Source organism: Janibacter cremeus, from assembly GCF_029395675.1.
Lineage (GTDB): Bacteria > Actinomycetota > Actinomycetes > Actinomycetales > Dermatophilaceae > Janibacter > Janibacter cremeus_A.
On the sequence record NZ_CP115184.1, the window covers coordinates 423,085 to 437,395 of the forward strand.

General features: G+C 71.7%; 17 protein-coding genes and 1 tRNA gene. 12 read left to right on the forward strand and 6 right to left on the reverse strand.

Going from position 1 to position 14,311, the window contains the following annotated elements:
• Window positions 1-14: 14 nt before the first annotated feature.
• Complete coding sequence (gene obgE, locus O9K63_RS01930) at window positions 15-1,523, forward strand: GTPase ObgE (RefSeq protein ID WP_277240115.1); 1,509 nt, start codon at window positions 15-17, stop codon at window positions 1,521-1,523.
• Window positions 1,520-2,644 (forward strand): glutamate 5-kinase, encoded by a 1,125-nt coding sequence (gene proB / locus O9K63_RS01935; RefSeq protein ID WP_277240116.1) that lies wholly within the window; start codon window positions 1,520-1,522, stop codon window positions 2,642-2,644. The genes obgE and proB overlap by 4 nt, the downstream gene beginning before the upstream one ends.
• Window positions 2,645-2,671: 27 nt before the next feature.
• Here the strand turns inward: proB and pdxY are convergent, their stop codons facing one another.
• A complete protein-coding gene (gene pdxY, locus O9K63_RS01940) occupies window positions 2,672-3,529 on the reverse strand; it encodes a pyridoxal kinase PdxY (protein ID WP_277240117.1) in 858 nt (285 codons plus the stop codon).
• 72 nt (window positions 3,530-3,601) lie between these two features.
• Between pdxY and O9K63_RS01945 the strand changes: the two genes are divergently transcribed.
• The 6 genes from O9K63_RS01945 to O9K63_RS01970 all read left to right on the forward strand — a co-directional run bounded on the left by O9K63_RS01945 (window position 3,602) and on the right by O9K63_RS01970 (window position 7,450).
• Window positions 3,602-4,867, forward strand: coding sequence for a glutamate-5-semialdehyde dehydrogenase (locus tag O9K63_RS01945; protein ID WP_277240118.1), 1,266 nt, complete (start codon window positions 3,602-3,604; stop codon window positions 4,865-4,867).
• A gap of 503 nt (window positions 4,868-5,370) precedes the next feature.
• Window positions 5,371-5,613, forward strand: coding sequence for a hypothetical protein (locus O9K63_RS01950; RefSeq protein WP_277240119.1), 243 nt, complete (start codon window positions 5,371-5,373; stop codon window positions 5,611-5,613).
• 17 nt (window positions 5,614-5,630) lie between these two features.
• A complete protein-coding gene (nadD, locus tag O9K63_RS01955; RefSeq protein WP_431190378.1) occupies window positions 5,631-6,212 on the forward strand; it encodes a nicotinate-nucleotide adenylyltransferase in 582 nt (193 codons plus the stop codon).
• A 10-nt stretch (window positions 6,213-6,222) separates the two neighbouring features.
• Window positions 6,223-6,612, forward strand: coding sequence for a ribosome silencing factor (rsfS, locus tag O9K63_RS01960; protein ID WP_277240121.1), 390 nt, complete (start codon window positions 6,223-6,225; stop codon window positions 6,610-6,612).
• On the forward strand, window positions 6,609-7,304 hold the full coding sequence (locus O9K63_RS01965; protein ID WP_277240122.1) for a histidine phosphatase family protein: 696 nt from the start codon (window positions 6,609-6,611) through the stop codon (window positions 7,302-7,304). The genes rsfS and O9K63_RS01965 overlap by 4 nt, the downstream gene beginning before the upstream one ends.
• 73 nt (window positions 7,305-7,377) lie before the next feature.
• Window positions 7,378-7,450: transfer RNA gene (locus O9K63_RS01970), tRNA-Ala, on the forward strand.
• A gap of 74 nt (window positions 7,451-7,524) precedes the next feature.
• On the opposite strand, the gene O9K63_RS01975 is transcribed toward O9K63_RS01970, so the two are convergent.
• A complete protein-coding gene (locus O9K63_RS01975; protein ID WP_277240123.1) occupies window positions 7,525-7,995 on the reverse strand; it encodes a hypothetical protein in 471 nt (156 codons plus the stop codon).
• 41 nt (window positions 7,996-8,036) lie between these two features.
• Here O9K63_RS01975 and O9K63_RS01980 point away from each other — a divergent pair, with 41 nt between their 5' ends.
• Window positions 8,037-8,579 carry a DUF488 family protein gene (locus O9K63_RS01980; protein WP_277240124.1) on the forward strand — a complete coding sequence of 181 codons (543 nt, stop codon included), beginning with the start codon at window positions 8,037-8,039 and terminating at the stop codon, window positions 8,577-8,579.
• A 3-nt stretch (window positions 8,580-8,582) separates the two neighbouring features.
• Here the strand turns inward: O9K63_RS01980 and O9K63_RS01985 are convergent, their stop codons facing one another.
• Window positions 8,583-9,158, reverse strand: coding sequence for a peroxidase-related enzyme (locus O9K63_RS01985; RefSeq protein WP_277240125.1), 576 nt, complete (start codon window positions 9,156-9,158; stop codon window positions 8,583-8,585).
• 9 nt (window positions 9,159-9,167) lie between these two features.
• On the reverse strand, window positions 9,168-9,962 hold the full coding sequence (locus O9K63_RS01990; protein WP_277240126.1) for a class I SAM-dependent methyltransferase: 795 nt from the start codon (window positions 9,960-9,962) through the stop codon (window positions 9,168-9,170).
• Window positions 9,963-10,068: 106 nt separating this feature from the next.
• On the opposite strand from O9K63_RS01990, the gene O9K63_RS01995 reads away from it, so the two are divergent.
• Together O9K63_RS01995 and O9K63_RS02000 are read left to right on the forward strand one after the other, a co-directional pair.
• The gene (locus O9K63_RS01995) at window positions 10,069-10,407 is read left to right on the forward strand and encodes a cupin domain-containing protein (protein ID WP_277240127.1); all 339 of its coding nucleotides are present in this window, start codon (window positions 10,069-10,071) and stop codon (window positions 10,405-10,407) included.
• 2 nt (window positions 10,408-10,409) lie between these two features.
• The gene (locus O9K63_RS02000) at window positions 10,410-10,874 is read left to right on the forward strand and encodes a hypothetical protein (RefSeq protein ID WP_277240128.1); all 465 of its coding nucleotides are present in this window, start codon (window positions 10,410-10,412) and stop codon (window positions 10,872-10,874) included.
• Between the two features lie 22 nt (window positions 10,875-10,896).
• On the opposite strand, the gene O9K63_RS02005 is transcribed toward O9K63_RS02000, so the two are convergent.
• Window positions 10,897-11,799, reverse strand: coding sequence for an amidohydrolase family protein (locus tag O9K63_RS02005; RefSeq protein ID WP_277240129.1), 903 nt, complete (start codon window positions 11,797-11,799; stop codon window positions 10,897-10,899).
• Between the two features lie 41 nt (window positions 11,800-11,840).
• Complete coding sequence (locus O9K63_RS02010; RefSeq protein WP_277240130.1) at window positions 11,841-13,100, reverse strand: amidohydrolase; 1,260 nt, start codon at window positions 13,098-13,100, stop codon at window positions 11,841-11,843.
• A 111-nt stretch (window positions 13,101-13,211) separates the two neighbouring features.
• Here O9K63_RS02010 and O9K63_RS02015 point away from each other — a divergent pair, with 111 nt between their 5' ends.
• Entirely contained in the window at window positions 13,212-14,258 is a 1,047-nt protein-coding gene (locus O9K63_RS02015; protein ID WP_277240131.1) for a glycosyltransferase family 2 protein, read from the forward strand.
• Window positions 14,259-14,311 lie beyond the last annotated feature (53 nt).

The window sequence follows — 14,311 nt, forward strand, 5'->3', positions numbered from 1 at the left end:
GAAGAGGTGAGGTCGTGACGACCTTCGTAGACCGGGTCACCCTGCATGTCGAGGCCGGCAAGGGTGGCCACGGTGTCGCCTCCGTGCACCGCGAGAAGTTCAAGCCGCTCGGTGGACCGGACGGCGGCAACGGCGGTCACGGCGGCGACGTCGTGCTCGTCGTCGACCCGCAGGTGACGACCCTCCTCGACTACCACCGCAGCCCGCACCGCCGCGCGACCAACGGGGCGCCCGGCGCCGGGGACGAGAAGAACGGCGCCAACGGCGAGGACCTCATCCTGCCCGTGCCCGAGGGCACCGTCGTGACCGACAGCCGGGGCGATGTGCTCGTCGACCTCGTCGGTCCCGGCGCGCGCTTCGTCGTGGCCACGGGCGGACGCGGTGGCCTGGGCAACCGCGCGCTGGCCAGCCGCCGACGCAAGGCCCCCGGCTTCGCGCTGCTCGGCGAGCCCGGGGAGGCCACCGACGTCGTGCTGGAGCTGAAGTCGCTCGCCGATGTCGCCCTCATCGGCTTCCCGAGTGCCGGCAAGTCCTCGCTCGTCTCGGTGCTCTCGGCGGCCAAGCCGAAGATCGCCGACTACCCCTTCACCACGCTCGTGCCCAACCTCGGCGTCGTCACGGCCGGTGACGTGCGATACACGGTCGCCGACGTGCCCGGACTCATCCCGGGAGCGAGCGAAGGCCGTGGCCTCGGCCTGGAGTTCCTGCGCCACGTCGAGCGGTGCTCGGTGCTCGTCCACGTCATCGACTGCGCGACCCTCGAGCCCGGCCGCGACCCGATGACCGACCTCGACGTCATCGAGGAGGAGCTGTCGGCCTACGTCGCCGACGAGACGCTCGGCGGCCAGCCGCTGTCGGAGCGCACCCGCATCGTCGTGCTCAACAAGGCCGACGTCCCCGAGGCCCGTGAGCTCGCGGAGATGGTCAAGCCGGACCTGGAGGAGCGGGGCATCGAGGTCTTCATCGTCTCGGCCGTGGCGCACCAGGGGCTGAAGGAGCTCACCTTCGCCATGGCGCGCCACGTGGTCGAGGCGCGCAAGCAGATCGAGTCCGACGTCAGCCCGCAGCGGGTCGTGCTGCGGCCGAAGGCCGTCGACGACTCCGGCTTCGTCGTGCGACGGGAGACCACCCACGAGGGCGAGGTCTTCCGCGTCATCGGCGCCAAGGTCACCCGCTGGGTGCACCAGACCGACTTCGCCAACGACGAGGCGATCGGTTACCTCGCCGACCGGCTCAACCGGGCCGGCGTCGAGGAGGAGCTGACCCGGGCGGGTGCCGTCGCCGGGTCCACCGTGCTCATCGGTCCCGAGGACAACGCCGTCGTCTTCGACTGGGAGCCCACCCTCGTCGGTGGCGCCGAGCTGCTCGGTGGCCGCGGGCAGGACCTGCGTCTGGACGAGAACACCCGCCGCACCACCGGCGAGCGCCGGGAGGAGTTCCACGCCCGCAAGGACGCCCAGACCGCAGCGCGCGAGGAGCTGCGCGCCGAGCGGGCGTCCGGCCACTGGGTCGAGGACGAGTGAAGCCCGAGCGCGCGCGACGGGTCGTGGCCGAGGCGCGACGTCTCGTCGTCAAGGTCGGCTCGTCGTCCCTGACGAGCGCTGCCGGGGGAGAGCTCGACGTCGCCCGGTTGACCGCGCTGGTCAACGCCCTCGCCGCGCGCCACACTGCCGGCACCGAGGTCGTCCTCGTCTCCTCGGGCGCGATCGCCGCCGGCATCGGCCCGCTGGGGATGGCCACCCGTCCGCGTGACCTGGCCCGCCAGCAGGCCGCGGCAAGCGTCGGGCAGGGCGTGCTGCTGTCCGCCTACGACGCGGCCTTCGGCCGGCACGGGCACACGATCGGCCAGGTGCTGCTCACCGTCGACGACGTCACCCGGCGCACCCACTACACGAATGCCCGGCGCACCCTGGACTCGCTGCTCGGGATCGGTGTCGTCCCGATCGTCAACGAGAACGACACGGTCGCCACCGACGAGATCCGCTTCGGCGACAACGACCGGCTGGCAGCGCTCGTCGCCCAGCTGATCCGCGCAGACGCACTCGTGCTGCTCACCGACGTCGACGCGCTGTACACCTCGTCGCCGCACGACCCCGGTGCCGAGCGGGTCCCCGTCGTGGAGGACCCCAGGCAGCTGGCACAGATCTCCATCAGCGGCACCGGCTCGGCCGTCGGCTCGGGTGGCATGACCACCAAGGTCGAGGCGGCGACGATCGCGCACGCCGCGTGCATCCCGACGGTCCTCACCTCCGCCGACCAGGTCTGCGCGGCGATCGACGGGGAGGACGTCGGCACCGTCTTCCTCCCAGGGGAGCGCTCCCGCGGCTCGCGCGGGCTGTGGTTGGCCTACGCGACCTCGCCCCGCGGGTCGGTGCAGATCGACGAAGGTGCGGTCACCGCCCTTCGCGAGCGGGGCCGCTCACTGCTGCCGGCCGGGATCACCGGGGTGACCGGCTCCTTCACCGACGGGGACCCGATCGACGTCATCGGGCCCGACGGCGTGGTCGTCGCCCGCGGGCTGGTCAACTACACCTCCGGCGAGCTGCCGCACCTCATGGGCCGCTCGACCAGGGAGCTCGCCGCCGCGATCGGCCCGCAGTACGAGCGTGAGGTCATCCACCGGGACCACCTCGCGATCCTCTAGTCGACCCGGACGAAGGGGGGCCTCGCCTCAGCGCACCCGCGTGACCTCGAACTGCATCCGCGGGTCGGCGTAGACCTCCTGCGCCTGGACGAGCTGCAGCTCACGGCGCCCGGAGTCGAGGGTCGTGCTCAGCAGGTCGAAGACCGAGGAGGCCGTCCGGCCGAGCGCCTCGGGCAGCGAGCGCGTACGCACCCAGTGGCTGGTGAAGAGGGCGGCGGTGACGTCACCCGAGCCGTTGGCCTTCAGCGGCAGGTGCGGCGTCTGCACGATCCACGCCTCGTCGTCGTGGCAGGCGAGCATCTCGATGGTGCCCTCGGGGCGGTCCGGCCGCAGCACGGAGGTCACGAGGATGGTGCTGGGCCCGATCTCGCGGGCCCGGTCGACCGAGGCGAGCGTCTCCTCGAGCGTGTGCGGCTGCGTATCGGTGAGGTAGCCCAGCTCGAACTGGTTCGGCGTGATCAGGTCCGCCTTCGGGGCGACCTTCTCGCGCAGCAGCACCGGGATCGACTCGTGGACGAAGCAGCCGGACTTCTCGTTGCCCATGACCGGGTCGCAGGCGTAGATCGCCTCGGGGTTGGCGGCCTTGACCTCGGCGACGGCCTCGAGGATCGTCGCGCCGATGCCCTCACCGCCCTGGTAGCCGGACAGGACCGCATCGACCTCGCCGAGGGCATCGCGCTCGCCGATGCCGGTGATGACGTCGGCGACGTCCGCCGGGTCCATCAGGGGACCGCGCCAGGCGCCGTAGCCGGTGTGGTTGGAGAAGTTGACCGTGTGGACCGGCCACACCTCGACACCGAGGCGCTGCATCGGGAAGACGGACGCGGAGTTGCCGACGTGTCCGTACGCGACGTGGGACTGGATGGACAGGATCGTCGTGGTCACCCGGGCATTCTTCCACTGCCCACCTCCCGGACCGTCATCGGCGGGGGGAGCGATCCCTCCTACTCTGGTGGCATGACCGACAGCACCTCCGTCGTCCGTGACCTGGCCGAGCGGGCCCGCGTCGCCTCCCGCCGCCTCGCGCTGCTCACCCGCGCGGAGAAGGACGCGGCGCTCCTCGCGCTCGCTGACGCGCTGGACGCGGCCACCGAGGAGGTCGTCGCCGCCAACGGCGAGGACCTGGCACGGGGGCGCGAAGGGGGGATGGCCACCGGTCTCCTCGACCGCCTGACGCTGGACGCCGACCGTGTCGCCTCCGTCGCGCAGGCCCTGCGCGACGTCGCGGCCCTGCCCGACCCGGTGGGGGAGGTCGTGCGCGGCTCGACGCTGGCCAACGGCCTGCAGATCCGCCAGGTCCGCGTGCCGATGGGCGTCGTCGGCATGATCTACGAGGCCCGGCCCAATGTCACGGTCGACGCGGCCGGCCTCGGCCTGAAGTCCGGCAACGCGATGATCCTGCGTGGCGGCTCCGCCGCGGCGAGCACCAACCGCGCGCTGGTCGCCGCCCTTCGCGCCGCCCTGGCCGAGCACGGGCTGCCGCAGGACGCCGTGCAGCTGCTCGAGGGCGACCACGACGCCGTCAAGGCGCTGATGACCGCCCGCGGCCTGGTCGACCTGCTCATCCCGCGCGGGGGAGCGGGCCTGATCCGGGCCGTCGTCACCGAGTCGACCGTGCCCGTGATCGAGACCGGCGTCGGCAACTGCCACGTCTACGTCGACGCCGGCGCCGACCAGGACAAGGCACTGGCGATCACCCTCAACGCCAAGACCCACCGGCCCAGCGTGTGCAACGCCGCCGAGTCGCTCCTCGTGCACGCCGGCATCGCCGGGGACTTCCTGCCCCGCGCGCTCGCCGACCTGGCGGCCGCCGGCGTGACGCTCCACGGCGACGAGCGCACCGTCGAGCTGGCGCCCGAGGGTGTCGAGGTCCTCCCGGCCACCGACGAGGACCACGACTGCGAGTACCTGGCGCTGGAGATGTCGGTCGCGGTCGTCGACGACGTGGACGCGGCGATGGAGCACGTGCGCCGGCACGGCTCGGGCCACACCGAGGCCATCGTCACCGAGGACCGGGCAGCCGCCCGCCGGTGGACCGCCGAGGTCGACGCGGCCGCCGTGCTCGTCAACGCCTCGACGCGCTTCACCGACGGTGGGGAGTTCGGCTTCGGCGCGGAGATCGGCATCTCGACGCAGAAGCTGCACGCCCGCGGCCCGATGGCGCTGCCGGAGCTGACGACGACGAAGTGGGTCGTCGAGGGCGACGGTCAGGTCCGCGCCTGACGGTTCGCCGCGCAGGCCGGCGGGTACCGGTCCACCACCCGGGAGGGGCCGACGCAGGACGAGGGCCCTCCCTTCGGGGAGAGCCCTCGTCCGCTGTGTGCGAGCCACGATCCTGCGGCGACAGCAGCACGGCGTCGTGGCACGAGGCCGCGACGTCGCGGTGACACGTGGACCAGGAGGTGCCGACGCAGCGGTCGCCAGGGCCAGCACGGTGTGGGCCCGTGCAGGCATGCCGACGTCGTTATCCCTGTGGTCCGTTGGCCGTGCACCCCCCTCTGGAGTGGCGATCACGACCGCGGTGTGAGGACTGTTCTACGCCGCTGCGGCGCTCGGTGGCAACAGTTGTCGGCCACGATCTGTGAACGGCCACCACACACAGCCGTGTCCACAGGAACATCGCGCTTCCCTCGTGGTCGTCCACAGGGCTGTGGACGGGGACGGTGGACAAAGGTGGTGTCGAAGGGGGCGCCGCCCCTCGTGCGCGGGCCGGTAGGATGGCCGCCATGCTGAGTATCGCCCTGCCCCTCCTCGCCGGGGCCGAGACCCACGTCGAGCTCCCGGTCCCGCCGTTCGTCTACGGCCTGATCGCCCTGGCCGTCTTCGCGATGATGCTGGGCGCGCTCTTCGCCGTCCGCCAGGCCTCGACGAAGTTGCCGCGCCGGGAGAACACCGTGGCGCACGGGGCCCCGCACGCCTACGAGGGCAAGGGCGTCTACGGCCACGGCGACGACGAGGCCCACCGCTGAGCAAGCGCCCCAGGCGGCTGGGCGTGATGGGTGGGACCTTCGACCCCATCCACCACGGCCACCTCGTGGCGGCCAGCGAGGTCCAGTCGCTGTACGAGCTCGACGAGGTCGTCTTCGTGCCCACCGGCAAGCCGTGGCAGAAGGCGCACGCGGAGGTCTCGCCCGCCGAGCACCGCTACCTGATGACGGTGGTCGCCACGGCGTCCAACCCGCGCTTCACCGTCAGTCGGGTCGACATCGATCGTGAGGGGCCGACCTACACGATCGACACCCTGCGAGACCTGCGCGAGCAGCGGCCCGACGACGAGCTGTTCTTCATCACCGGTGCCGACGCCCTCGCGCAGATCCTGTCCTGGAAGGACATCGACGAGCTGTGGGAGCTGGCGCACTTCATCGGCGTCACCCGTCCCGGCTACCACCTCAGCGAGTCCGGACTGCCCCGGCACCGGGTGACCCTGCAGGAGGTGCCGGCCATGGCGATCTCCTCCTCCGACTGCCGTGCGCGCGTCGCCGACGGCGAGCCGGTCTGGTACCTCGTACCGGACGGCGTCGTGCAGTACATCAGCAAGTACGAGCTCTACACCGACGACCGGGAGTGACCGACAGACCGTGGTAGCCACCCAAGAGGCCATCGACCTCGCCAAGATCGCGGCGCATGCCGCCCATGACAAGCTCGCGACGAGCATCACCGGACTCGACGTGTCCGGGCAGATGCCCCTCACCGACATCTTCCTCATCGTCTCCGCGGACAACGAGCGCCAGGTCCAGGCGATCGTCGACGCCGTCGAGGACGACATGCGGGAGAAGGCGCAGGCCAAGCCGCTGCGCCGCGAGGGCAACGGGCCCGGCCGGTGGGTCCTGCTCGACTTCGGCGACGTCGTCGTGCACGCGCAGCACGACGAGGAGCGCGACTTCTACGACCTCGAGCGCCTGTGGCGCGACTGCCCGCACCTCGACCTCGGCGTCGTCGGCTCGGCGCAGGAGCAGGGCGGAGCGTGAGCGAGGTGACCCGCTCCCTCGCCGCCGAGGCCACCACCGGTGCGGCGAAGGGGGAGCCCCGTCGCCTCGTCGTGCTCCGGCACGGCCAGACCGTCTCCAACGCCCAGGGGATCTGGCAGGGCCAGCTCGACCACGAGCTGTCCGAGCTGGGCCACGAGCAGGCGCGCGCCGCCGCGGCGGCGATCTCCTCCCTTCGCCCCTCGCGGGTGGTCTCCTCCGACCTCTCCCGCGCCCACGTCACCGCGCAGGAGGTCGCCTCCGCCAGCGGCAGCCTCGACGTCAGCCTCGACGAGCGCTGGCGGGAGATCCACGCCGGCGGCTGGCAGGGGCTGACGGCCGACCAGGTGTACTCGCAGTACCCGGAGGACGCCGACAAGCTGCTCACCGGTGAGGACTTCCGGCGCGGAGGCCACGGCGAGTCCCTCGCCGACGTCGCCGCGCGCACCCGTGCGGCCCTCGACGAGCTCATCGCGACGATGGGCCCGGGGGAGTGCGTCGTCATCGCCACGCACGGCGTCACGGGCCGCTGCCTCGTCGCCGAGCTCGTCGGCTTCGACCAGTCGCTCGCCTGGCGTGCGCTCGGGGGCTTCGGCAACTGCCACTGGGCCGTCGTCGAGGAGGGCAGCACCCCCGCGACCGGCCGCAGCGGCTGGCGCATCGCGCAGTGGAATGCGTCAGCGGAGGGGCTCTGAAACGCCGATTTGGATAACGGTGGGTGCGTCGGGTTAAACTCTCGCAGTCCCCTTCACGGGGGATCCCACACTCGGGGCTGTAGCGCAGTTGGTAGCGCACCTCCATGGCATGGAGGGGGTCAGGGGTTCGAATCCCCTCAGCTCCACTTCGTAGGACCGGGCTCGGCGAACGCACGTTCGCCGGGCCCGCTGCCGTTGGTGCAGACGGCTGCCTGCCCGCTCAGGCGAAGTGAGGCGCTCGGCGCAGGAACTGCCAGGTGAGGTCCACGGGCGCGTCGTCGCTCTCCGCCGAGTCGTCCTCGGTCCAGTGCTCGATGATCGCCCAACGCGTCGTGGTGCGCGGCACCTCGAACGACGCGCGCAGGGTCGCTCCCGAGTCGGACCTCGCGTCCACCTCGTGGCTGCCCGGGGGGAGGCTCAGGGGGAAGTAGATCCAGTTGTGCTGGTCCTCGACGTGGAAGTCGTCGTCGACGACCGTGACGCCGTCGATCACCACGGTCAGGCGCGCTTGCTCGTCGTCGAGCGACTGGTTGCTGACGATGAGGACCAGATCGGCCCTGGCCTCGTCGACGAGTGCGACGGTGGCGTCGGGAGCGGTCACGTCGGAGTGCGGTGTGGGGTCCTCGCCCTCCGTCACGCCGCAACCCACCAGGGCGAGGGCGGCGATGGCGAGAACCAGGGGGCGGCGCACAGTCACGAGGATAGGCCGCTGCGGGTCCTACCGTGGACCCCATGACCACGATCCACACGATCGGCCACTCCACGCGACCGATCGAGGAATTCATCGAGCTGCTCACCGACCAGGGCGTCACGCGGGTCGTGGACATCCGCACGGTGCCAAAGTCCCGGCACAACCCCCAGTACTGGGGTGATGCGCTCGAGGCGTCCCTGGCGGACGCCGGGCTCGGCTACTCCTACGTCAAGGCGCTCGGCGGGCTGCGGCCCAAGCACGCGGACTCGCCCAACACCGCCTGGCGCAACACCTCCTTCCGCAACTACGCCGACCACATGCTCACCCACGAGTTCCGCTCCGGGCTCGAGGAGCTGATGGCGCTGGCGGAGGACGACTCGTGCGCGATCATGTGCGCCGAGGCCGTGCCGTGGCGCTGCCACCGCCGGCTCGTCGCCGACGCCCTGCTCGTGCGCGGGTACACCGTCCTGGAGATCATCTCCGGGGGCGCGCCGAAGGAGCACGAGCTGACCCCCTTCGCCGTCGTCGAGGGGACGCGGGTGACCTATCCGGGCAGCGATGAGGGGGAGCCGGCCGGGGAGTGAGGCTCAGCGCGCCTGCGAGTGGTACTCGTGGTTGGGCACCATCCCCAGGGCGCTGGAGACGCGGTTGGTCATGTTGAACATGCCGATCACCTGGACCGCCTCGAGGATCTCGTGCTCGTCCATGCCGGCCGCGCGCATCGGCTCCAGGTCGCCCTCGTCGACCGACCCCGGGGCGCGCGTGAGCAGCTCGGCGTACTCGGCCATCGCCTGCTGTCGCTCGTCCAGCTCGGCCTGGCGCCAGTTGACCGCGACGAGGTCGGCCGTCACCGGGTCACCGGAGTACTCCCGCAGGGCGGCCCCGTGGGAGACGGCGCAGTAGGTGCACCGGTTGATCCCGCTGACGACGACGGCGATGAGCTCGCGCTCGGCATTGCTCAGGTGGCCCTCCTTGTTGACCAGGAGGTTGAAGTACTTCCACCACGCCTCGAACTGCGCGCCGTTGAGGGCCTGCGCGCGGAAGACGTTGGGGATGAAGCCGAAGGCCTCGCGGGACTTCTCCCACAGTCGCTGGACGCCCTCGGGGACGTCCTCGACGCCCGGGACACGGAGGAAGGAGATCGGACGCGGTGTGTCAGCCATGCAGGCACGCTACTGCGGCGTGTGGGCGATGAGCGCGATCCCGCGCAGGTGGGAGCGGTGGGCGCGGAAGGTGGCCCGCATCGCCAGCACGCGTCTGCGGGCGTCACGCTGCCGCAGGAGGTTGACGCCGAAGCGCAGGGCACCCACGAGCCCCTCGTCGGCGATGATGCGCATGGGGTCGAGCAGCGCCATCGGGGCCGTGCGCACATGATCGATGACCAGACCCTGCCCGATGAGCAGGTCCTCCCACTCGAGGACCGTCAGCGGGCGGGCGTTGAGCTTGATCGAGCGGGCCAGGGCCCGACGGATGTCGGTCCTGACCTCTTCGGCGATGGACTCCGGCACCAGGGCGAGCTCGTGGATCGCGTAGCGCCCACCCGGCCGCAGGAGCCGCACCGCTTCCGCGACGATCGCTGCCTTGGCTCCCTCGCCCTGCATCGTGAGCATCGCCTCGCCGATGACGACGTCGGCGTCGGCATCCGGCAGCCCGCTGCGGGCGGCGTCGGCGGTGACCACTGTGCCCAGTGGCGCGACGACCTGCTCGGTGGCGCGCGCCGCGTCGGGGTCGGCCTCGACGCCGCGGTAGCTGCGCGGATCCAGCGCGATGATCTCGCCGGCGGTACGCCCCAGGCCCGGCGCGAGCTCGACGACGCCCACCCCGGTCGGTCGGCTCTCCCGCAGCAGAGTTCGCGTCAGCTCCACCCCGCCGGGCCGCAGGACGCGCTTGCCCAGCCGGGCCAGCAGCCAGTGGCCGTGGACGGCCAGGTCGTCACGGTCGGCGAAGGGGGTCGGTCGGGCGCTCATGGCGGTTCTCCTCGGGCGGGTGAGGGTAATTAGTACACCAGAATTCGTGAAAAAGATCACCCGGTCACTACGCTGGGTCCAACGCACCCACCGAAGGAGAGATGTCATGCAGTCGCTGTCACTGACCGAGTTGGCGCAGGAGCACCTGGCGAAGGCCCGTGGCGGCAGCGCCGGCCGCAGCGCCGTCACCGTCCACGGCCGGCACGACTACGTCCTGCGCCAGACGCTCGTCGCCCTGGTCGAGGGTGAGGCGCTCGCTCCCCACGACAGCCCGCAGGAGGCGACCTTGCAGGTCATCTTCGGCAGGGTGCGCCTGGACACCGGTGAGGAGACCTGGGAGGGCGGTCCCGGCGAGCTGCTCGTCATCCCGCCGCAGCGCCACGACCTGCTCGCGCTGGAGGACTCCGCGGTGCTGCTGAGCGTCGGCACCGGCAGCAACACCTGAGGGTGGACACCGCCCGCTCGAGCGTGGTGGCACCCGGCCCGGTGATGATCGCCCTGGGCTGCGTCGCTGTGGTGCTCGGGGGCCTCGTCGCCGCGTTCACCGGTCCCCTCGACTGGGCGAAGGGGAGCTGGGCCGCGGCCTACCTCGTGCTCGTGGTCGGCGCGGCCCAGTACGTCATGGGACGGATGCGTCCGGCCGGCCGGCGACCCGACCGGACGGGGTGGGCCCAGCTGGCCGGCTGGGACCTCGGCAGCCTCCTCGTCATCGGCGGCACCCTCGTCGCCACCCCGGTCCTGGTCGACCTCGGGTCGGCGTTGCTCGTCGCGGCGCTGGCCCTGGCGCTGCTGGCGGACCTGCGGGCACCAGAGCGCGCCGGGGCGTGGGGGACGTGGGCCTACCGCGCGATGCTGCTCGTGCTGCTCGCGAGCATCCCGGTCGGGATCGTGCTGTCCCACCTGCGCAACTGAGCGGTCCGCTCCCTTCGCCGGGTCACGGCCCCAGCAGCCGGGCGGCGTTGTCGTGCAGCACCCCGCGCACCCACTCGTCCCCGAGGCCGAGCCCGATGACGGCGTCGACCGCCTCGAGGTACGGGTAGGGGATGTTGGGGAAGTCGCTGCCGAAGAGCACCCGGTCACCGAGTGCGCGCAGGTCGTCCAGACGGTCGCTGGGGAAGGGGGTGGCCTCTTCGGTGAAGGCCGTGAACGCCATCGTCGTGTCCAGATGGACGCGCGGGTGCTCGGCGCAGATGTCGAGGAACTCGCCGTAGTCGGGCATGCCCATGTGCGCGATGACGAGCGTGAGGTCGGGGTGGCGGGCCAGCAGCCGGCGCACCGCCTTCGGCCCGGTGAAGGTCCCCGGCGCCGGGCCGTTGCCCGCGTGCGTGATGATCGGCGTGCCCGCCTCCTCCAGCACGGTCCACACGTCCTCGAGCAGCGGGTCGGCCATGTCGTAGTCGCCGACCTGCACGTGCACCTTGAACAGCTGGGTCCCGCTCGCGATCGCGCTGCGCACCTCGTCGGCGGCGCCCGGCTCGGGGTAGAAGGTCGCCGAGCGGAGCACGTCCCGGTGGTCGTCGGCGAAGCCCGCGGACCACCCGTTCAGCCACGCGGCCATGCCGGGTTTGTGCGGGTAGTTCAGCGACGGGAAGGCGAGCACGCCGAAGGAGCGCAGCGTCGCCAGGCGCTCCTCCTCGCTGGTGCGGTAGGCGATCGGCCACGGCCGGCCGATGAGCGGCCCCGCCGAGTCGAAGTACGCCCACACCTTGTCGAGCACGCGCTGCGGCATGAAGTGCGTGTGGACGTCGATGATCCCGGGCAGGCGGAGCGCGTCCACCCGCGCCCTGATCCGTGCGGCCTCGTCGGCGGGTGGCGCGTACGTCGTCGGGGCGTCCATGGCGCCACCCTAGGAGGCGCTCGGACCGACCCGGCGGGCGGTCAGGCGAGGTGCGCCAGCGCCGCGACGACGAGGGCCCGGGTGCCGACCTCGAGCGTCGGCCGGACCACCGGTGCGAAGGCAGGGGAGTGGTTGACCGGGATGTCCCGGTCGAGACGTCCGGCGGCCTCGGCTCGGGCGTACTGCTCGGGGTCGGTGCCCCCGATGCCCCAGTACGTGTACGGCGCGTCGAGCGCGTCGGGCACGTCACTGAAGTCCTCGCTCGCCGACTGCAGCGCCAGCTCGCCGGCCGCGTCGCCGAAGTGCGTCTCGAATGCCGCCCGCACCGTCGCGGTGACGCCGGGGTCGTTGACGGTCACGGGGAATCGGTCGTAGTACTCGAACTCCGGCTCGCGCGGGCTCCCGGACGCCGTGCACTCGGCGCGCACGATGCGCTCGATCGACGCCAGCAGGCCGGCGCGGGTGGCCTCGGAGTATGTGCGCGTGTTGACCTCGAGGACGGCCCGGTCGCTGATCACGTTGCTCTTGCTGCCCGCGTGGAGCGACCCGACGGTGACGACGGCGGGGTCGGTCGGGTCGATCTCCCTGGAGACGATCGTCTGCAGACGCAGCACGATCATGGCCGCGAGCACGACCGGGTCGACGGAGGTCTGCGGCATGGAGCCGTGGGACCCCCGCCCGTGGACGGTGATGCGGACGCTGTCGGCCGCCGCGAGGACCGGACCCTCACGGGTGGCGACGGTGCCGGCGGGGAGGGCGAGCACGTGCTGGGCCATCGCGACGTCGACGGGCCCGACCAGGTCGGCGAGCCCGTCCGCGACCATGGTCCGTGCCCCGTCGCCGAGCTCCTCCGCCGGCTGGAAGAGCGCGATGAGCGTGCCCGACCACGCCGCCCGCTCACCCGCGAGCAGGTCCGCGGCCTCGAGCAGGCAGGTGACGTGCACGTCGTGCCCGCAGGCGTGGGCGACGGGCACCTCGGTGCCGTCTTCGGTGGTCGCGGTGGCCGTGCTCGCGTGGTCGGCGCCGGAGGCCTCCCGGATCGGCAGGGCATCCATGTCGGCGCGCAGGAGGACGCGCGGCCCCTCGCCGTTGGTGAGGACCCCGACGACGCCGGTGCCCCCGACCCCTTCGGTGACCTCGAGGCCGGATGCCCGCAGGCGCCCGGCGACGCTCGCGGCGGTCGCGTGCTCCTGGTGGGAGAGCTCCGGGTGGGCGTGCAGGTGCCGGTAGTACTCCTCCCGGCGGGTGCGCGTCTCCTCGAGGCGGGCGAGGACCTTGGGGGGCGGTGCGGTGTCGCTCATGACGCAGCTCTCCTCGAGCGGGGGTGATGGCTGCGAGCCACTGTGCCACCGATGCCGCAGTGCTCGTTTACCCTGTATCAGTCCCACGTCCTTGACCCACGGAGCCGCCACATGATCTGCACCGTCAGCACCATCAAGGACTCCCTCACCAACGTCACCCGCTTCGTCGAGGGCAACCTGGCTGCCGGGGCGGACCACCTCTTCATCTTCCTCGAGGGCGGTGACCGCGAGGTCCTGGCCTACCTCGAGAAGCACCCGCACGCCACCGTGGTCGACTCCGACGAGGCGAACCGGCACAACCCGCAGCCGGACAACCTCAACGCCCGGCAGACGATCAACGCCAACCGCGTCAACGTCCTGCTCTCCGACATCGAGAGCGCCCAGTGGCTCTTCCACATCGACGGCGACGAGTGCCTGGACATCGACAAGGACCGCCTCCTCGCGATCGATGGTGGCGTCGCGACGGTGCGGCTGCTCCCCAAGGAGTCCGTCAGCTCCTCGCGGGAGGGCGATGACCGGTACTTCAAGCGTCTGCTGGCGCGGGAGGAGCTGTCCCTGCTGACGGTGCTCGGCCTGATCGACAAGCCGACCAACCGCAGCTACTTCCACGGTCACGTCTCCGGCAAGATCGGGATCCGTCCCTCCTTGTCGTTCGGCATGCACATCCACCAGGCGCGCGTCCTCGGCGAGGACGAGACGACGACCGACTTCGAGGCTGACTGGTTGCACCTGCTGCACTACGAGTCGTTCACGATGGAGGAGTTCCTGCGCAAGTGGGTGGCCCACCTCGGCGCCGGCGAGGGGGCGAAGTTCCGCGGGGAGAAGGACCTCGTGCGCGGCGCGGTCAGCGCGGTGCTGGCCAACCCGCACCTCGACGAGGACGAGAGGCGTCGGTACCTGACCGAGATCTACCAGCGGCGGATCGAGGAGGACGTGCCGACCCTGCTGAAGCTCGGTCTGCTGGACACCGTCGAGCGGGGCGACTACCGGCCGAGCTCCTTCACGCCGCGGGAGCGGAAGAAGCTGACCCACGAGCTGTCGGCACTGCTGGTGGCTGACAAGGGGCACTTCCAGCCGCGGAAGATCGAGCACGACCTCGTGGAGCTGAAGCGCAGGATCCACCGCGGCCCCGTTCGCCGCTTCCACCGCACGAGCTGAGCAGCCATCGCCCGCGGTGGCCACCGCGGACCGGACGGGGGCAGGGCGTGTCC